Annotated in this window: 18 protein-coding genes; 3 read left to right on the forward strand and 15 right to left on the reverse strand. The window is 54.7% G+C overall.

All coding sequences use genetic code 11. The features are described 5' to 3' along the window. Positions 1-40: 40 nt before the first annotated feature. From Mal52_RS26365 to Mal52_RS26385, 5 genes are all read right to left on the reverse strand, one after another. Positions 41-2,476 (reverse strand): CRTAC1 family protein, encoded by a 2,436-nt coding sequence (locus Mal52_RS26365; RefSeq protein ID WP_197534478.1) that lies wholly within the window; start codon positions 2,474-2,476, stop codon positions 41-43. 235 nt (positions 2,477-2,711) lie between these two features. Further along, entirely contained in the window at positions 2,712-3,683 is a 972-nt protein-coding gene (locus Mal52_RS26370; RefSeq protein WP_145379642.1) for a sulfotransferase, read from the reverse strand. After that, positions 3,670-4,650: a hypothetical protein gene (locus Mal52_RS26375; protein WP_145379645.1), complete on the reverse strand. Its 981-nt coding sequence runs from the start codon at positions 4,648-4,650 to the stop codon at positions 3,670-3,672. Before Mal52_RS26375 ends, Mal52_RS26370 begins: the two co-directional genes overlap by 14 nt. A 203-nt stretch (positions 4,651-4,853) precedes the next feature. Further along, positions 4,854-6,050, reverse strand: coding sequence for an ABC transporter ATP-binding protein (locus Mal52_RS26380; RefSeq protein WP_145379647.1), 1,197 nt, complete (start codon positions 6,048-6,050; stop codon positions 4,854-4,856). A gap of 12 nt (positions 6,051-6,062) precedes the next feature. Further along, the gene (locus Mal52_RS26385; protein ID WP_145379649.1) at positions 6,063-6,971 is read right to left on the reverse strand and encodes an ABC transporter permease; all 909 of its coding nucleotides are present in this window, start codon (positions 6,969-6,971) and stop codon (positions 6,063-6,065) included. Between the two features lie 224 nt (positions 6,972-7,195). Between Mal52_RS26385 and Mal52_RS26390 the strand changes: the two genes are divergently transcribed. Genes Mal52_RS26390 through Mal52_RS26400 form a run of 3 tightly spaced genes read left to right on the forward strand, consistent with a single transcriptional unit; the run spans position 7,196 to position 10,251 of the window. Further along, positions 7,196-8,449 carry a DegT/DnrJ/EryC1/StrS family aminotransferase gene (locus Mal52_RS26390; RefSeq protein WP_197534479.1) on the forward strand — a complete coding sequence of 418 codons (1,254 nt, stop codon included), beginning with the start codon at positions 7,196-7,198 and terminating at the stop codon, positions 8,447-8,449. Next, positions 8,450-9,523 (forward strand): glycosyltransferase family 2 protein, encoded by a 1,074-nt coding sequence (locus Mal52_RS26395; RefSeq protein WP_145379651.1) that lies wholly within the window; start codon positions 8,450-8,452, stop codon positions 9,521-9,523. A 14-nt stretch (positions 9,524-9,537) separates the two neighbouring features. Beyond that, on the forward strand, positions 9,538-10,251 hold the full coding sequence (locus tag Mal52_RS26400) for a WbqC family protein (RefSeq protein WP_145379653.1): 714 nt from the start codon (positions 9,538-9,540) through the stop codon (positions 10,249-10,251). Here Mal52_RS26400 and Mal52_RS26405 read toward each other — a convergent pair. The 10 genes from Mal52_RS26405 to Mal52_RS26450 form a co-directional block, all read right to left on the reverse strand. After that, positions 10,248-10,724: an Mpo1 family 2-hydroxy fatty acid dioxygenase gene (locus Mal52_RS26405; protein WP_145379654.1), complete on the reverse strand. Its 477-nt coding sequence runs from the start codon at positions 10,722-10,724 to the stop codon at positions 10,248-10,250. The genes Mal52_RS26400 and Mal52_RS26405 overlap by 4 nt on opposite strands. A gap of 78 nt (positions 10,725-10,802) precedes the next feature. After that, positions 10,803-11,474 carry a hypothetical protein gene (locus Mal52_RS26410; protein WP_145379656.1) on the reverse strand — a complete coding sequence of 224 codons (672 nt, stop codon included), beginning with the start codon at positions 11,472-11,474 and terminating at the stop codon, positions 10,803-10,805. A gap of 106 nt (positions 11,475-11,580) precedes the next feature. Next, the gene (locus Mal52_RS26415; protein WP_145379657.1) at positions 11,581-12,348 is read right to left on the reverse strand and encodes an enoyl-CoA hydratase/isomerase family protein; all 768 of its coding nucleotides are present in this window, start codon (positions 12,346-12,348) and stop codon (positions 11,581-11,583) included. Between the two features lie 91 nt (positions 12,349-12,439). Then, positions 12,440-13,543 carry a hypothetical protein gene (locus Mal52_RS26420; protein WP_145379659.1) on the reverse strand — a complete coding sequence of 368 codons (1,104 nt, stop codon included), beginning with the start codon at positions 13,541-13,543 and terminating at the stop codon, positions 12,440-12,442. Positions 13,544-14,217: 674 nt separating this feature from the next. Next, complete coding sequence (locus Mal52_RS26425; RefSeq protein WP_145379661.1) at positions 14,218-14,766, reverse strand: DEAD/DEAH box helicase family protein; 549 nt, start codon at positions 14,764-14,766, stop codon at positions 14,218-14,220. Positions 14,767-14,991: 225 nt separating this feature from the next. Beyond that, complete coding sequence (locus tag Mal52_RS26430; RefSeq protein ID WP_145379663.1) at positions 14,992-15,276, reverse strand: antibiotic biosynthesis monooxygenase family protein; 285 nt, start codon at positions 15,274-15,276, stop codon at positions 14,992-14,994. A 121-nt stretch (positions 15,277-15,397) separates the two neighbouring features. Then, positions 15,398-16,825, reverse strand: coding sequence for a sulfatase (locus Mal52_RS26435; protein WP_197534480.1), 1,428 nt, complete (start codon positions 16,823-16,825; stop codon positions 15,398-15,400). A gap of 245 nt (positions 16,826-17,070) precedes the next feature. After that, positions 17,071-18,015: an outer membrane protein assembly factor BamB family protein gene (locus Mal52_RS26440; RefSeq protein WP_145379664.1), complete on the reverse strand. Its 945-nt coding sequence runs from the start codon at positions 18,013-18,015 to the stop codon at positions 17,071-17,073. A gap of 102 nt (positions 18,016-18,117) precedes the next feature. Next, positions 18,118-18,417 carry a hypothetical protein gene (locus Mal52_RS26445; protein ID WP_145379666.1) on the reverse strand — a complete coding sequence of 100 codons (300 nt, stop codon included), beginning with the start codon at positions 18,415-18,417 and terminating at the stop codon, positions 18,118-18,120. A gap of 114 nt (positions 18,418-18,531) precedes the next feature. Then, entirely contained in the window at positions 18,532-19,374 is an 843-nt protein-coding gene (locus Mal52_RS26450; RefSeq protein WP_145379668.1) for a ThuA domain-containing protein, read from the reverse strand. Positions 19,375-19,382 lie beyond the last annotated feature (8 nt).

Raw genomic sequence — 19,382 nt, forward strand, 5'->3', positions numbered from 1 at the left:
CAATTCGCAAGGTAAAGCAGACGACTCGGCGGGACGTCTGCTAGCTTTCCGAGTCCTCAGCAGCCTTCGCTTCCTTGATATCGGCTGACTCGATTCGGTGGTAGCGATTGGTTTCCGGGCTGGGGATTTTCACAACTGCGCCGTCGGGCCATTGGATCTCGATTTCCTCGACCTTGGTTTCAGCTCCCAGACCGAAGTGCACGACCGGTGCGTGTTGGGAAACAAACGAGTCGCCGGCGACAATCGGGGCAACGTGCGTCTGGCTAGGCGTCTTGACTGTGACTTTGGCACCGAGTCCGGAACGCGATGTCCCCTCCAGGTTGACGCCGATCCAATTCCCATCCGAATCGTCCTTGTTCTCCAGAACATGGATCGACCAAGTCCGATTGACCGGCTCTCGGCTGCGGATCACGAGATCCATATGCCCATCGCCATTGAAGTCGTCGCTGATCACATTCCGCGAATCATGTTCGGAGGAAACACCCGCTAGAAAATCGATTCGCAGGAAGCCTTGGCCACCTTCATTCATGAGGAGCACATTATGCTCGAATCCATTCCACGAAATCCCTTGATCCGAGAAATTCAGTTTGCGATTCATTTCAAAGAAGTCGCGCAATTTCGGATCCGTTTTCGACGACCCCGTATAGATGTCGTGACACCAAAACGACGTGCAGTAATCTTTCGCCGTTTTTTGACTATTGTGACCGTTGGCGACGAAAAGATCTCGATAGCCATCGTTGTTAAAGTCGAACGAAGTCGATCCCCAGGACCAGCCCGTTCGTGCGACCTGATCGTTAAACGTCGCCTGATTGAAGTCTTGCCCATCGGCAAGATACATGCGATTGCCATAGCCCATTTCGGGGCGATTCGATTGATAATCCTCGAACTCTTCTTGACCAAGCCCCATTTGATGCAACCGCTTGGCGGTCGTCGACGACATGCCCGTCATGAAGAAATCCAGCTTGGAGTCCAAATTGTAATCACCAAAGCTGAGAGACATGCCAAAGGCATGCCGGTCGCTAAGTCTTTCGTCAGTGATGTCCGAGAATTTCCCGGTTCCATCGTTCGTATACACGTCAATACCCGAGAAATCGCTGACAACGACCAGGTCCAGATCCGAATCGTGATCCACATCCGCCAATGAGGCAGAGTAGGTCCGGCGATTTCGCTTTTCGGTCAACCCACTCCACTCGGTGATATCCTCAAAGGCACCATCCCCGTCGTTGCGGAGCAAATAAGCGGGATGCCCATCGTTGGCATCAAAATAAGGGGTCGGCATCTGGCCGCCACTGTAGGGTTGCCGGTATTGGCCAATCCAAACATCCAGATCACCGTCGGCATCGATGTCACCGGCTGTGAGGACTGTTGGCTCACGAATATCCTTGGCCGAGAAAATCGGCTTTGCACGTGCTGTAAACCGTCCATTCTCGTCGGCAGGGTACAGAAAAACGATGCCATTGCTGCCTGCACCCAGAAAATCTGCTCGTCCGTCTCCCGTGAAATCGGCCATGACTCCCGAAAAGCCCAGCCCAGGCGGTGGGGGGACTTCGAAGAGTGAATCTTGCTCGAATTGGAAGTCTCCCCGATTCCAATAGAGTGCATTTTCTACGGGCGAAATCAGCTCCGACAAACCATCACCATCAATATCGTTCGCGATCAACAGCAGCCGAGCTTTCGTGTTGACCTTCATAGTCGCAGCTTCCTCAAAAATCGGAGCAGCTTGGCGTTTGAGGATTTTGACATCGGTGGCTTCGATGCTGCGAGCCTCGGGTCGACTGGCGGGTGTTGAAAGCGGCTTCCAATGCACCACCAGCTTTCCTCGAACGTTATAAAAAGCCTGCTCTGAATCATTGGCAAGATCCAAGACAAACGATACGTCAGAGCGTGGCGACTCTTCACTGGGTTCGAAGCGACTATGATGCCATTCGGACTGGACGATCCGTAAACCGGAGTCTTTCCATTCACTGAGCCACTTCTTCCACTGAGCGGGATCGAACGTTTGCGTGCCGTTATCACAGAGAAACGCGTCAATCCCGTGATCATGACGGGTCGGCTCACCCGGCATCCCGAGCGTCAAATCTTCGAATGTGAAGTCCGCCAGTTCGTTCATTTGGTCTTTGCTGGAACGCATCTTGTCCCACAAGCCGATAAAGGGCTCTTCGTACTTTTGAGCCGTAACTTCATCGGACCAAACGGTCTGATCCAACTCCTCGCGTTTCGCGACGATCTGACGAATGACACCTTCATCCACCTCAACTTTGCCCTCAACAACTTCGTCGGTGGGGGCTTCTTTCGTGACTCCTGCACCAGTCAAGACTTCGTCGATGACGACTTGGTCTTTCTGAGCCGCTCTCTCTTTTCCATCCTGAGGTTTGTTGACTTCGTTTTCGCGACTGTTGAAAAAGTACACGACGGAAATCGCAATCAGCAGCAGCACGACTCCCGTGCCGACCGCTTTCGGTGCCTGACCTGCCATAACTCTCACCTTTCGCGTTATTTTTCCGCTCATCTAGGTAGTTCGGAAAAACTGGAAAAATTGAACGGATCTATAGATATGATTCTAGAAGCAAAGCTCATTCTATAGGGGATCAGTCGCTAGTTCAAACGATGTCAGCTCGTTCGGACGACGGGAGGCGAGATAAAAACCTGCCAGCAATGTGTCTACGACACACGACTAGAGATCGTTGGAATCGATCAACCGGCTGAATTCTCTACGGCTGGACAGCGCGGATGATCTGCGGCCAATTATGACCGTCGCTGCGTTGCCGCACCTCAAACGACGACGGCAGGTCGCCTGCATTCGCAGACAACGGACGCTGGCATCTGTCGGAGATTTCTTGCAACAGTGATCCCGGAGCAGCGCAAAATTGTTCATAGGACACGTGCACAACACGCTCCTGAGGAATCGCTGCGGCGCCGCGTTGAATCGCAGCATTGGTCGCCAGAACTTGCCATGCGGTTTGCTGCGGCGGAGCGAGCGACAAAACCTGTTCGTAACCGGGTGGTTTGAATGAATACCACGCCGTATCCGAACCGGAAAATTCTCGCCGGGCGGCGAGTAGTGACTGCGCGTTGTCCGCAACATCCCGCTGGACAATCACAAAATAACTATTGGCAAACAGATGCGCGAGATAGGGGATGTGCCAATTCAGAATCATCCCCTTGAGCACCAACGGCTTTGCGAAGGCCGTTTGCAAAGCCCGTAGTTCGCGGATAAACGTTTGCCCATCGGACGACGCCAGTTCAGCGTCGCTGAGTTGTTGCGTCTCACCGAACTGAAAAAACCGCCGCCAGAAGTACCAGAACTCGTGCGGGGACAGAGCGCCCCGCGTTTTGCCGAGTTGCGATTCAAACGCTGCTCCGACTGCACCGCCAATTTCATCACGGAAATCGCAGTCGTACAACATTTTTTGCAATTGCGCCCCGAGATACGGCGCATAATAAAACCGAGAAAGGAAATTCGACGGATAGGCAAACAGGCCCGACTGTGCCAAATATTGGTAAACCAACGTCGTGCCGCTGCGGGCGCATCCCATGACGTACACGATCGGCTCATCACACAGTGGCAGCTCAGTGATTTCACGCTGTTCGACTGGCCCCAGGCGCGCCTCGAAAAACTTCAGCAGTGTTTCTAATTCTTCAGTCCGTTGGTATTCCGGAACCCGCTGGTCATGCGACGGCATCGAGCACCTCCAGGATACGGTCCATCTCCGCGCGGCCCAGTCGTTGGTCAATCGGCAACGGTAACAAAGCGCGGCTCAATTCCCGTTCCCAGTCAAACACGTCGCCCTCGCGGGACACGCATTCGGCCCACAATTGCGGCGCAAAGATTTGCTGATCCCACAACTGTTGATGTAAAATTGGCGGCTGCGGCAGAAAAGGGTAACAGAAGGGAACCGCGTCGGCATCGAGATGTAAGAGACTCGCCTGCAATTGGTTGCGCGAGGCCAATTCGCCGTGCAAGTATTGATAGTTCTCGCGGCGAATCCTTGCTGCGCGGGTGTAATCGACGCCGCCGAGGATCGATTCGCTCAGTCGAGACATCTGCGTGATCGCTTCGCCATTGCGACGTTCATTCTCGCGAAAAATCTCATGCCCGGCGGAGATTTCTCCCTGTTCGCGCAGGATCAAATGTTCGAACCGATAGTTCGCATTCCGCTGCCAGGTGTCGGGTGAGGGCAGGGCGGCATCGTCGGGGCCGTATAAATAACCGCCATCGGGAACGCCAAAAAACTTGCGGGCGGAATTGAAGTAGAATGCTTTGGGGGCGGCGGGGGTGTGAAAAAATGCCTGCGTATTATCGACCCACAAAAACTCCGCCCAACGGTCTGCAAGAGCGGCGACTTGCTTGTTCTGCAGACCAAAGTAGTTGATCACGACAATCCGCTCGCCATGGCCCAACTCAATCTCAGGTGAGACCGACAAGTCCGGCTCCAAACCATAATATTTGACGGGAATGTCCGCAGCCCGAAATGGCTCCAGCAGGGCGTCGCAACAATAAAACGGAACCCAGACCGCCGTCGGTTTTTCCACATTCAACAAACAGCCAACACAACTGCGCCCACTATTCAGGGCCAACCGCGCATGCGGATGTAACGGCTCACCACTAGCGGTCGGCTCCCATTCAAAATATCCGCCGACTGCATTCATACCTAAAGGTGTCCGCCAAGAAGCGCTACAAGTTGGGGGCCAACAAATCGGTCGGGTGCGTCGTGACGCACCTTTCGATGTCGTAAGAATCGCTTTGCCAATGTTTTGACGCTCATCGAAAAATCGTTGTTTACATCACTCATTTTCATGGGAGACATTTTTCGTCCTGTGCGAGAAAGGTGCGTCGCGACGCACCGTACATCTTAGGCGCAGCGGACGCGTGTTTCGTGGATCACCGATGCCCACTCGACATGGTCGCCGCCAAATTGAAACTCCAAGGATCCCGCTTTGCGCGTCAGACGTTCCATCCGTTCGACGGTGACGACGGCGAACATCAGGCAATACTTCCCCGGGGTTAATTTCAAATTCCCAAGATCCATTCGTACGCCTCGCTGGGTTTCCGTAAATCGCAATTGTTCGCGTTGCTGCGGTTTGATGGCCAGAATCGGATGACCGGAAAAATCTTCGATCGTGATCCGCAGTTCCACCTCCGGCAGGCCCGGTTCTAAGTCGAGGTCCAATTCCACGGACAACTCATCGTCGCCGGTGATCACCGCTTGTTGGTTGTCGAGAACCTCGGCGTCGTTGATCCACAGTTTCTCGTTGTGAATTCTGGCAGCGGTATTCCCGAACACTTTCAACTGTGTCTCGCATTGCGTGTAATACGCCTGTAGCCCTTGCGACAAATCGTGGCTGTTGCAAATGATCTGCCCTTCGGAAAACACAGCCACGCGCGTGCAAAACCGCGTCACGAATTGCATGGAATGCGAAACGAACACGACTGCGGCGTCCTCGAGCAGTTCCTGAATAAGATTCAGACACTTCAATCGAAAACCCAGGTCACCCACAGCCAGCACTTCGTCCAGAAGCAATATATCGGGCCGAATCATGATCGCCGCCACGGCAAATCCCAATCGGACCTGCATGCCGGAACTGTAGTTGCCGACCGGTGAGTCGATGAACTGCCCAATTTCAGCGAACTCGACGATCTCGTCGAACCGTTCGTGGATTTGTTTTTTGCTCAGTCCCAGGATCGAGCCGTTGACGAACACGTTTTCCCGTCCGGTGAGGATCGGATCGAATCCCGCTCCCAGCGCGATCAACCCACCGACGCGGCCCCGCAGCATGATTTTTCCAGCGTCGGGTTTGATCAATCCGTTGAGCATTTTGAGCAGCGTGGTTTTCCCGGCGCCGTTGCGGCCGATCAGCCCCAGGCATTCGCCGCGACGGAGATCGAAACTCACGTCATCCACAGCCCAAAATTCCTCCGACCGCAAAATGCCCGGCGGCGTTCCGAGGATGTCGCCGGCGAGATCCGTCAGTCCATACCACAGCGATTTTTTCAAATCCCGGCAAAACTTTTTGCCGACATGATCGCAACGTAATAATATTTCCGACATGGCGATCGAGCCTCACATGCCTTTCCGGGCAATGATGTGTGGCCGCGCCACGTGCAAGAGAATCAACCCGACTGAAAGCATACCTGCGGCGAATATCACCATGACGGCAGCGGGCAACAGCGGTTGTGCGTCCCCGCCAAACAACAGTTCTCGGCAGAGGTTCAACAGCGGCGTCAATGGGTTCCACTGCATCAGCGCGCCAAGCCACCCGGTCTCACGCACAGGATAGATCACCGGCGACAAATACATCAGCCCCATAAACACAATGTGTGTCATGCGGCCGATATCCCCGTACAAGGCAGCCAACGGCGCCAAAAAACACCCCGCCGCCGCACCCGTCAAAACCAACCCCGCCACCGCGAGTGGAAACAACATCACTGTTGCCGGAAGCCGATACTGATAGAGCAGGAACAGGCAGCTCAGCGGGATTCCTGCCAACAAAAACTGGAAGGCAACATTCGCCAGATTCCGCGCAATGAATGCCTCGATGGGCACATTGAGTTTCTTGAGAATGTCACTGGAGTAGACATCGACAGTCGCATCAAAACCGGCGCGTAACAAACCCCACAGGATCGTGCCGGAGAGCACGAACAACGGATACGGGATTTCGGTCTCGATCGAAACCACCGCCTGCGACCGCAAAAACACCCACATCGCCGCTGTCATGATCGGACCGCTGAACAACCAGGCGTATCCCATAAAACTGCGGCGGACTTGTGATTTCAGGTCGCGGGTGAACAAAATCCACGCCAACTCGCGCGTCGACCAAAAGTTGCTCAATGATTGCCGAAGCAACAATAACGGATGGGACCGCGCGCCGCTGGGAGCATAGACCAACCAATCCCCGGAGCGCGGGCTGTGTAGCACGTCCGACTCGATGGCAGCGATCTTTCGGGGGTCAACGGTTTCGACGGACGACACCTACTGCTCCAGTTCCTTCTGTAATTCCCATAGCGGTCGTTGAATTGCCGGATTCACCGTTGGGGGCGTTCAACTCTCCACGGATTTTCGCCACAACGACAATTCAAGATGACGAAAACCGAAGCGGTCTCTTATGGCAATTGCCAAATCGTGTCAAGCTGTCCCGCGACGATGACCTGTTTTGAGATAGGCCGACAGGGACGACCGCGTCTCGCCAAGCTCGTATGGCCAACATTTGCCCGATGCGGTACAAGACCGCTTGCGAAACGCGATTTGAGATTTGGAGACGATCCTTGATCACCGACGACTTACGAGACTCCGTTCCCTACCAAGAAAACCCTGTTCCCGACAGCGACCGGACGCTACACGTTGGGCAACCGAATTTGTCGGATCGCGCAGCGTTTGACCGCTTAGTGGACGAGATGTATGAAAACCGTTGGTTCACCAACAACGGCCAACTGGTGCAGCGTCTCGAACACCGGCTCAGCGAGTACCTGCAGGTCAAACATGTCGTGCTGGTGAACAACGCAACAACCGGACTGCAAATCGCCTCACAGGCGCTGGGACTGACCGGCGAAGTGATTCTGCCCGCTTTTACGTTCGTCGCAACAGCGCACGCATTGCAATGGGTCGGCTTGAAACCGGTGTTTTGTGACATTGATCCGCAGACACATTGCATTGACCCGCTAAAAATCGAAGCCCTGATTACCGAACAAACCTCGGCAATCGCCGGGGTCCATGTCTGGGGCCGTCCCTGTCCCACGGACGCCATCGACGAGATCGCCAGCCGACACAATTTGGCCACACTGTATGATGCGGCGCATGCGTTTGGTTGCCGCCACCAAGGCCGCATGCTCGGCAATTTTGGGCAATGCGAAGTCTTCAGCCTGCATGCGACCAAATTCTTCCATACCTTTGAAGGGGGAGCGGTGACCACCAACGACGATGCCTTGGCTGAAAAAATCCGGCTGATGAAAAACTTCGGATTTGAAAGCATGGACCGCGTCGTTGAATTGGGAATCAACGGCAAGATGCCCGAAGTCTGCGCCGCCATGGGGCTCGCTTCGCTCGAACAGTTAGACGACGTCCTCGAAATCAACCGTCGCAACTACCTCGCCTACGACGCGGGCCTGTCGGACATTCCCTATGTGCATTTGCATCCGCAGACGAACTTGGAGGGGACAAATTTTCATTACATCGTTGTCGAGGTCGACGACGACGCGCCGTTGAGCCGTGACGAACTTTTGAAACGGCTGCATGATTCCCAAATCCTGGCCCGGCGCTATTTCTTCCCCGCTTGCCATCGCATGGAACCGTATCGCACGCTGTACCCGGAATATCTCGATGCTCTTCCGGAAACCGACCGTTTGTGTCAACGCATCATGATTTTACCAACTGGAACGGCGATTTCGCCGGATGATATTTCTCGGATTTGCGCAACGATCCGCTCCTCACTCACACGAAGGAAAGCTGCTTAGATGAAACTGCGGGAGGACTGCACAACACGACCGACATCAATGACTGAGGCCGACGAAATCATTGCCGCCGCCACACGCGAACATGCTGCTGAACAAATCGTAACCGAGCCGCTGCTCAGCGTGTGCATCATCACCTACAATCAACACCGCTTCATTCGCCAAGCTGTGGACAGCGTCTTAGCGCAAAAGACCGATTTCCCCTACGAAATCATCATCGGCGACGATCAAAGCAACGACGGCACCACTGAGATCGCCCAGGAACTGCAACAGTCGCATCCAGATAAAATCCGTGTCTTAACGGCAACGGAAAACCTCGGCCAATATACCGGAAACGGTCGGCTGAACATGATCCGCACATTGCGCGCGAGCCGCGGGAAATATGTGGCGATGCTCGAAGGGGACGACTACTGGACGTCGACACAGAAACTGCAACAGCAGGTCCATGCGCTGGAGACCCATAGCGACTGGGCCATCTGTTTTCATTCCACCCATTGTTTTTGGGATGATGCCAGCAATCCTGGGTTTAACTTTCCATTGGAATTTGACCGAGACGTTTCCACGATCGAAGATTTGATCGATGGGAATTTCATGCAAACCTGCTCGGTCGTGTATCGCAATGGGCTGTTCGGCAATTTTCCCGACTGGTTTTTGGAAGCCGGTTTGGGGGACTGGCCGCTGCATATCCTCAATGCCCAGCATGGTGACATTGGCTATCTCCCGGAAACAATGTCCGCTTACCGGGTCCATCCTGGAGGGGTTTGGACATCAAAATCACAACAAGATTGTGAAGCGATCATTTCGCAACTTTATCTGTTACTCCATCGAAATCTGCCACGCCATTTATCTGATCTCGCTGGGAAACGTCTGTTGAAAGAGTTTGTCATTCAAATCGATGGCTTGCACGGAGCTTGCAAAAAATACGACCAAGCCATCAAAACCTTGGAACAGCACATCGTCAAACTGAACGCGCAGCATGAACGCTCCTCAAGCTACCGATTGGGACGTTCGTTGCTCTCGCCGTTGCGGATGTTGCGAACCTTGTTTCGCACACGCGTGTCGGCACAGGTTCAATAAGACAGGAGCCGCGCATGAAACTTGGAATCATGCAGCCCTATCTCTTTCCGTGGATCGGCTATTTCCAGTTGGTGAACCTCGTCGATGAACTGGTCATCTACGACGACGTGCAGTACATCAAGAACGGATGGATCAACCGAAATCGCCTCTTGATCAATGGCCAGCCGCGCTATTTCACCTTGCCGGTGCTCAAGGCATCCCACGCGCTGCCGATCTGCGCGCGGCGATTTGCGTCCTCGTTTGAGCGTGACAAACGGCGCACGCTCAAGAGCCTCGAAATGGCCTACGCCGCCGCCCCGCATTTCCGGGACACGCTGAACTTGGTGCAGGACTGTTTTGCCTGCCGGGACGACAACGTAGCCGCGTTTGTGTCCCACACGTTATCGAAAGTTTGCGACGCTTTAGGAATCGAGACGCTGTTGCGGCGGTCTTCGGAACTTAAACATTCCCCCGCAATGCGCGGGCAAAACCGGGTGCTCGACATCTGCCGGGCTCTGCACGCGTCGCACTATGTGAACGCCATTGGGGGAACCGATTTATACGAGAGCGACGTGTTTGCACAAAACGGCCAGCAACTCAGTTTTCTGCAGACGCGCGACGTTGCCTATCAGCAATTCCAAAACACGTTCCAACCCAACCTATCCATCATCGACGTCATGATGTTCAACAACCGCGACCAGATCGCCGCGCTGCTGCACGAATTCGATTTGAAATCGCCGCATTGCTAATACCGAATTCCCAAGCGGCGATAAATGAAGGCCAACAGCCAAATCGGGCCGATCAGGAGATATTGAATATCCTCAAAGAAAGCGGGCTTTTTCCCCTCGATTTTGTGGCCGATGAATTGGCCGATCCAAGCCACCACAAACACCACCAACGACGCCACCCACACCGGGCCAAGACCCGTCCGCTGATAAGCAACCAGCACGCCGACCGCCGCTGCGGAGACCAGGAACATGCCGGCAGCCAGCATCAGCGATAACCGCAAATAGAACAACAGACTGATCACAATCAGCAGCATCCCCCAATTCCAATAGGGGGAATCCAGACTTGCGGTTCCAGGCAGCGCCACGCCCCACAACAGACCGATCAAGCTCAGTACAATCAGCGGAATGCAAATCCAGTGCAACGTTTTGTTGGTCGCGTTTTGATGGCAGACCGCATATTCAGCGAACCAGTCATCGGCGGATTTTTTGGGCATAGCGAAATGAAGCTTGAGGTGACAGGCTGGAGGCCTCGGGGCGACTCCGAATGAGTCACCCCGCAGACAGGACGGTACTTACTTAAGTTTTCCCGTTTTGACGAACTCCACAATGGCATCTTTGTGCGTAGCCAATGTCCCTTGAGGGCCGGTGGCTTTGACGAAATAGTTGTCCGTGGGGGAAAAGGGAATGATAAAGCCAAGCATGCGTTGGTTTTCCGCCGGGCCTTGGCCGGGACGTTGACTATTGAACGTACCCCGAATATCGACCATCGTTGCCGTCTTACCGTCGACGTCGATTTCGGTCACCGCCGGTTCGTCACCATCAGCCATTTTGAATTGACCAATCCAACGATCAATATTGGCCTGTTTGCCACCACCGGCTGGCATGATCGTCAATTCCGCATCGCCATCTTCCCCGGGCAGTATAAACTTCGCTTCAACAAAAAACGGGTTGGCTTCGCGGTTCCAATCGGCCGGAGCGGCAAAAGTCATGCCCTTTAAATCGACATTGGCGGTCGCGGTCGTCTCATCGCCGTCTGCGGCATCCGTTTTCGGGGCGGCGGCTTCTTCCTTGGCCGGTTCAGCGGTTTCGCTCGCGGCAGCAGGGGGAGTTTCTGGTTCGAGCGGTGGGGCGGTGTTGAGTTTTTCCGTCGCAGACCCGGTCTGAGCGGGTTCTCCGCAGCCGACACAAATCAACGCAGCGACACACAACGTCGCAACAGGCAGGAATCGTGCACGCAGTAACATCTGGAGTTCTCCTTAGCAATGAGTCGTTTTCAGCGGCGCGAGGCAGTACTCGCGTGAATATTTTAAACAATCCGACAATTGCTTTTGTACTCGATTCGCCCGCGACTTACCATTTCGCCGCACGTTTCTCCAAAAACGCGTTGACCCCCTCCTGCGGCTGGCCGGTTGCGTAACAAGCGGCAAAGGCGACCGCTTCCTGTTCTAATTGCTCGTCAATATCACCCGGTACGAATGAATTGAGCAACCGCTTAGCCATTTCCAAACCGACCGGACCCCGCGCCAACAGCCGCGCAGCTTCCTGTTCCACGGCTGTCTGGAATTCGTCATCGGGAAATACCTCGTGCAGCAGTCCCAAACCTAGCGCTGCTTCAGCCGGCCACAATTCAGCGGCCAACACAATCCGTTTGGCGACTGATGGTCCAAACAACCGCGCGGTTCGCACCGTGCCCCCCCAACCAGGGATCACACCGATCGATGTTTCCGGCAATCCCATGCGACAGCCCGCGGCGCCAAAACGCAGATCGCAAGCCAGGGATAATTCGCTCCCACCCCCCGCGCACGCGGCATGAATGGCGGCGATCGTTACCGGTCGCAACCGCTCGATCCGCGACATCAATTCCTGTCCCTCACGGGCGATTGTGTATGCCGTTTGCTCGTTGAGGCTCCGCAGTTCGTACACATCCGCCCCGGCGCAAAATGTTCGTCCGTGGGAACTGAAAATCACCACTTGACTGTTGTCGTCTGCTTCGAGTTGATCCAGCGTGGCCGCCAATTGTTGCCGTGTTTCTTGGCTGAAGACGTGCACGCCGTTTTCAGTCGACATCCGTACGCGGGCGATTGGTCCGTCGAATTGCAAAATGATTTCGGTCGCCATCTTGACGCAACTTCCTTCTGCCAAAGAACGAAAACAGGCACCGGCCAGTCGACCGGTGCCTGTTGATTATTACGAGAATGTTCGGCAAATGCTAATTGCCGCTCAGCGCCACAGCCCGTTCCGGAAACGCCGGACCTTGCGGTGCGGCAATCGCCGGGGCTGAGGGTGTGCGATGGGCAATCCATTGCCCCACACGTGTGGCCGTCGAACGTGCTCCGTTGGCCGGACGAAATCCAGCCATGCGGAAGTCCGCCTTTTTAGGAGCCGGCGCCGGTACCTTTCGGGCCAATTCCGGCTGTCGCTTCGGAATTACCATCGCTTCCGGATCGCTGAAATCGTCGAAATTATCGAGATGATCGCCTTGGCTGTCGTCAGTTTCCCGTTTGGGAATGGTACTGCTCGGTTGCAAGTCCGAACGGGTGCTCGGATCGCGGCGTTGAGCTTCACGTCTGCCCGGTTGCGGTGCTGGAGCACGCGCGGTGGTCGGGCTGTACGGGGCTGCATACGTCGCGACTGTTGATCCCAGCGGAACCGAACGATACACGGTGACCGGCCGACGGGTGACAACCTCTTGGCTGGTCATCCGCACGGTGTTGACGGCCACTTTTTGTGTGGTCGTTCGGGGAACCATCCGCGTCACGCGGTAGTTCACCTTACGCGTGCCATGTACGGCGACGCGGCGCGTCACAGGGACATTGACCGTCTGTACATTCGGCACATAGGCGTGTTGCACAGAGTAGTTCGGTGTGAAGGCCGAACGGACGCCGTACCCAACGCGATTGAGAAATCCGAACAGATCCGGCCGACTGTCGTATTGGCAAGGAGTCATTTTAGGACGCGGCTGATATTGGGTCGTCCAATATCCGCAATCGCGTGTCACTTGACGGCATTCGGTGACGTCCTGATACGCCACGGTGGGAACTTCGGTTTCGCGATCTTCCACCACCGGTTCATAGGTGGTGACTTGTTGATCCACGTAACTGGTTTCGACAACGGGTTTCTGCACGATTTGGCGATACTCGCGCATTTCGGTGACCGGGACCGTTGTATAACAAGGCTGCGGCTGAACGCATTGAACGACCGGGGGCGGCGCGCACGACGCACAAGACGGCTGCCATTGGGCAGAAGCCGAACTCCCGACGGATACAACCGCCGCTGCACCAACGAGCAGAATGCGGGGGAACATGCGGGTCATAGGTTCCTTCCTGAGAGACTAAAAACGATAGAGTGTTGAGAGGTAGCGTGAGAGGACGAGCCAACTATGGTTTTTTGTAGGAATTCGCGACGGGGAAACTCTGCACCGGTGCTGAATTCGCCTGAGTTTTGGCTCGGGGGGCGGAAAATTATCGCAATGCAATTTTTCGGTCAAGTCCGCCTGCCCCGATGTCGAGGTAGCAACGGATTAAAAGATAGACATTCCCCGCCATCTCAATCCACACGACCAATGGCAACTGATGGCAAGCTAATCAGATAGGTCTTTCCGCACGGCAAAGCAGAGAGAATTCCAAAAAAATCTCTCAATACTGCAGTGCTGTTTGGAGATATGGACGCAGAGTGTTTGGTGTGGTCAACCGCCCGGGTGGCTTGTTTACCCCCGGGCGGTTTTTTCTGCGCGGGCGGTTTGAAGATAGACAATGGGTGGCACGGATGCATCGCAATCCGTGCGCCGCAGGCACATGAAGGTGCCCGACCCATTACCAACAGAACGGTTCCACGAGCGCGATGTCAATCGGCGGCATGTGATACCGTTACCCTCAGGCTCGTCGCTTCGTTAAGCTTTCAAACGACAGTCTGGTCTACTCGCTTTACTGGTGTTACCCCGCGTTGCACTGGCGAAGCCAGTGGCACCCGCGCAATTGCGAGCGGTGATTAGTGAGCTCCAAAGAACAACTCATCTTTACGATCAACGGTTTCCTTAAGCGCGTCGATGAACTCTTCGTGGAACCCGTCTAAGTCCTCAAATGCTTCAGGATCAAGCGCGTTAAGTTCATCAAAAAGACTATTCACTTCCGACGCAGTCAACCACCCAAACATGCAACCATCGTGATCAACGTTCGTACCGACCAACGGTCTTCCTGCTTCTAGGAAACCCAAGAGTTGTCGACTAGACTCTGAAACCAATGGATCAGCAATCTCTCGGTATTCTTCCCAGATGTCGTAATGTTGCCAATCATCGAGTGGCAATCGATACGGAGCTAAGTCGAGATGTTTTGCCAATGGTTCGATCACATAGTTCCAGCACCCTGGCTCCATCGCTGGGGCTGAACCCATGATCATTTCCTCGGCATAATCGCTAGCATGACTATCCTCCGGCAATCCCTGAAGAAATGCGTTCAGAAGGTCGGCGTCTTTCGACCCGACGGACTTCTTGACGGTTTCGAGCGATCGAATAGAAATCATGTAAGTTCGCGCGGACATCTGCTTTATTCTCCCAGACGATAGGTTGAGCGACGCCCCTCGAGGTTCCTGGCAACCGCAGGGGCCACAAGACATTACGAATTCACAGTATGGAATTATTATAAGGCGGGTTCACATTTGAACCCGCCACCAACTCTCCTCGCTTCGTCATTCATCGAACAACACCTCGTAGGGCGTGCAGTGCATAGGCCAGGCAGCTACCTGACGCGATTTTCCAAACCCCTCCTAATGCTTGTAAATCTTGTGCTGCGGACGGCCGCTGAGGATTTGTTCCTTGCCCCAGTTGGTCACTGCCCGAAATGCGTCGCTGTGGATGAAATCAGTAAACGCCTTCTCGTCCGACCATTCGCTTGTGATCAAATACGAAGCATCGTCGCTGACATCTTTCCACAACGTCGAACTGTCGTGCCCCTCAGCTGCCTTGAGCGCGTCGATCACGCCGGCAAACTTGTCTTCAAACTCCTGCTGCTTCCCCTCAATGACGTGATAATTCATGCCGACCGTAATCATAATTCATTCGCTTTCGGTGAGTATTTGTGAAACTACGTATGTCGCCGGCCCATGATATCGCATTTCCGCACAAACACAACCGGGTAGCCCCAACAATGGGGGGCACGGATTGCATCGCAATCTACTTCCCCTCCAACTCCGCCGCGGCCGCCTCGTACGCTTTATGACCGGTCGAACCTTTGCCCAGAATCGGTTGTTCCTCCTTGGGCAGCCTTTTGCGGTGGGCGTCCAGGACGCTCTTCATCTGCGGATCGCCGGCCAGATTGGTCCATTCATGGGGATCGTGGTCGTGATCATACAGTTCCTCCGAACCGTCGACATAATGAATGTACCGCCAGCGCGTCGAACGGACCGCATGGTTGCCGCGGCCGAAGGTCGTGATCGCCGGGCGGTCCCAGGCGCGCGACGGATCTTCCAGCAGCGGCGCGAGTGATTGCCCTTCATGCTGTGGATTCGCTTTTTGGCCGGACAACTGCAGTAGCGTCGGATAAATATCAATCAAACCGACCGGACGCTCGCAGACCGCCGGTTGGATTTCCGGTCCGGCGATGATCAACGGCACCCGCGTACCATCTTCCCACAACGAACGCTTCGCCCAGCGCTCTTTTTCACCCAGGTGAAAGCCATGGTCGGAGAATAAACAGACGATCGTGTTTTCCTTGTCCGCCCGCTGGTCCAATGCATCCAGGACCTTCCCCACACAAAAGTCGGCAAAACTGACCGAGGCCAAATACGACTGCACTGCATGCGACCATTGTCCACTCTCCTGAACCCATTGATGCTCCGGCGCAACATGTTTGAGCGTCACCAGATTCCGTGCATAGGGGGACAGATCATGGATGTCCCCTTCACTGATCACCGGTAGTAGGACCTTCTCGCGGGGATGCAGATCAAACCAGAGTTGCGGGACATACATCGGGACGTGCGGACGGAAAAATCCAACCGCTAGGAAGTACGGTTTGTCCCCTTCGGTTTTCAGCTTCTCTGCAGCCCAGGTCGCGATTTTATAATCTGGCATCTCTTCGGTCCGCTCGGGATATGCACCCCAGTCCCACAACGGATGTCCGTGTGGTTGGCTGATTTTTTCCTTGGGCCGCGGACCGAAACTACCAAAGCTTCCGCCGTACTCCCCCACGCGGTTAAAGATCTGCTGATTCGCCTGACTGTGAAACAACTTGCCGGCTCCCATGACCTGGTAGCCGTCATCGGCAAAGGCTTCGGGAATCGTCTTCTCGTTTTTCGTCACCTCCGATTGCGGCAGGCCGGGATTGAGAAAATACAACCCGGTCGACGAGGGCAACCGCGAAACCATCAGACTGGCTCGCGACGGCTGACAGACCGGGGCTTGGCAATGTGCATTGGCAAACAACACCCCCCGCGCCGCCAACCGATCAATATTCGGCGTCAACGCCTGCGGATGCCCCGCCAAACAACCGACCCAGTCATTCAGGTCATCGACGCTAATCAAAATCACATTCGGCTTCGCCGCAAACGCAGTCTTGCCTGGAATACAAATCAGCAGCAACAACAAAGCCATAAAAATACGCATGAGGTGTCCTTAAGTATCAACAATAATCGTGCGCCAAACATGCCAGCGAGGCTCGGCAGGAGCCTCGCCTTCAGATTCTAGCCACAGAGATCACAGAGGACACAGAGTAAAAAAGGCTTTAGACCTTAGGCTTTAGACTGTAGGTTTGGCCGTCGGAAATCAGTTGTTTTCCTACAGTCTAAAGTCTACAGCCTACAGTCTCCTTCTCTGTGTCCTCTGTGTTAATCCGTGGCTAAAAACTTCTGTCACTTGGCTTCAATCTCGGCAAGTTTCTTGCGAACCAGAGCGGATTGCTCGTCGTTTAAAATCTGCCAACACGCGAGGCCGTTGCCGACGAGGTCGTATTCATCGAATTCCCAGACGATGTTTTTGTTGCGATCGATTTCAAAGATCTGCGGATTGTCCGGCCCCGCATGGCAATTGCCGACGACAAAGTTGCCGTTGTCCAATTCCTCTAGGCAAGTCGTCCATTTCAGTTCCACGTCGGTGCCGGGCACCTTGTTCTTGATTTCCCAAACAACCCGTTTGTCGGGGGTGATCTCCAATACGCTATTGCCGCCACCCGACGCGATCAACGTGTTGCCGTTACGCAAGCGAATGGCTCCGTAAACGCGGGTCTTGACCGGGTACTCCCAAACGATTTCCCCGTCGCGATTGTATTCCGTCACCACGCCGGGGTCTTCGGAACAGACGAGGTATGTCCCTTGAGGCGTCATCCGCACCAACCGCGTCGACTGCGTGCCACCCGGTTTCAATGGGATCTGATGCACAATCTTCCCCGCACCGTCGACTTCAATCATCCGCCCCACGCCACTCTCGGTAATCAAAGTGTTTCCGTTGGGCAGGCGAGCAAAAGCGTGCACGTCGACCCGTTTGCCGGCATTACCGTTCATCGTGGCGGAGTCATACGTCCAGACGACCTTTTTATCCAAGGTCATCTCGGTGAGTTGGGTCCAACTATCGTGGAACAGAATGTTCCCATTGGCCAACAACTGCACATCATGATGCCCCGCATGCCCCTTGCTCGGCCCAGCAGTCTTGTGCGACCAAATCACTTCGCCATCCGCATCACAAATGGCAAGCACATTTTTACCATACGAAGCCCCCACCAAAACCAACCGCTCCGCTTGAACGTTTGCGGTGGTGAGGAGACAGGCGAGACAAAAGACGGTTGTGAGACAGTGCTTCATGTGGTGGTAAGTTCCTTGGTTTGGCTGAAGAGAAAACCGTAGGGCAGGCTCCCGCCTGCCATTCAAACCGTCTCTTCGCGTGACGGCAGGCGGGAGCCTGCCCTACATTGATTCTACGGGTTGTTCAGTGCCTTGCAGTTGTTTGATAACCGATTTCAAGTCCTCGATTTCTGACTGTTGGGATTGAAACATTCCATACACCATGGTCAAGACACTGCCCAAAGGGCCGGCAATTGTCATAGCGACGAAAAAAATGAACATCGAGTTAGTCATGCCGCCGCCGTCATCGGAACGCCCAAAGAAGAAACCCCACACAGGGCACATCACCAGCAGGGCAATGAACCAATACGACATTATGCGGATGGACTTCAGCGCGTGATTGACATCGAACTTTGTATTCATAGAAGTCACCTCTTTCTTTTTGTTACGATTGCATGAACAAGACGCAGGGCAGGCTCCTGCCTGCCGTTGAAACTGTGTCCTCGCGCGAGGGCAGGCGGGAGCCTGCCCTACGGGCTATTTACGAGGTTTCAACTCCAACACTGATGCCTCTACCGCCACATCGGTGCCCTTCTCTGGGATGGGATATTTCAGTGTCCAGAGAATGCCCTGTTTGACTAAGCGACGGTAGGTTTCTTGTTTCCAATTGTCATGGAAATGCAATCCGCTAAAGCCAAACGAACGGCCGCCGTTGGGGCGTTGCCAGGCCCAGGAAACGGTTTCGTCTTGGTCGTCGATGCGAGCTTTGATCAATGGCGTAATTTTAGTCGGCGGTTTGGGGAACTTCAGTTGGTAGTAAAATTCCTCGTCCAGTTCGAGCGTCTCTAAGCCGCGCGTGATGGGATGTTCACCATCAGCGACGGACATCGTTGTCGTCAGGAATTTGTATTTGCGGTCCGGTCCGCCATGGCAGCCACCGAAGAGTTTCACGAACGACGCAGTGTCGGCCGCCTCGCGGGTTCCCATTCCCCAATGCAGCACCGAAAAACCGCCGCCCCGTTGGGCGAGCCGCTCAAACGCAGCTAACCGCTCCGGGTTCTGGCTAAGCCACTTCGCCCCTTGCGAGACAAACAGCACCACTCCATCGGCGCCGTCGAGCAACTCCGGCCCCTCGGCCCACGGTTCGTCTGCCTTGGTGATGATCGTTTGCAGACCATCGACCCCCTGCAGCAAATGCGCGACGACCTGCATGCCGGCCATGTATTCGTGCGTTGTCGGTTTGTGATTGTCTGGCCCTTGGCCGATGAGCAACAACCGTTTTGGCTTGGCTGTTTCCTCGGCAACGGCGGAATGGGGCAGCGCCGCACAGAAAACGGCGGCGATCAACAAACAGTATAGGAACGGCAATCGAGTCAGCATCGAATCGC

The sequence above is a fragment of the Symmachiella dynata genome, from assembly GCF_007747995.1.
GTDB lineage: Bacteria > Planctomycetota > Planctomycetia > Planctomycetales > Planctomycetaceae > Symmachiella > Symmachiella dynata.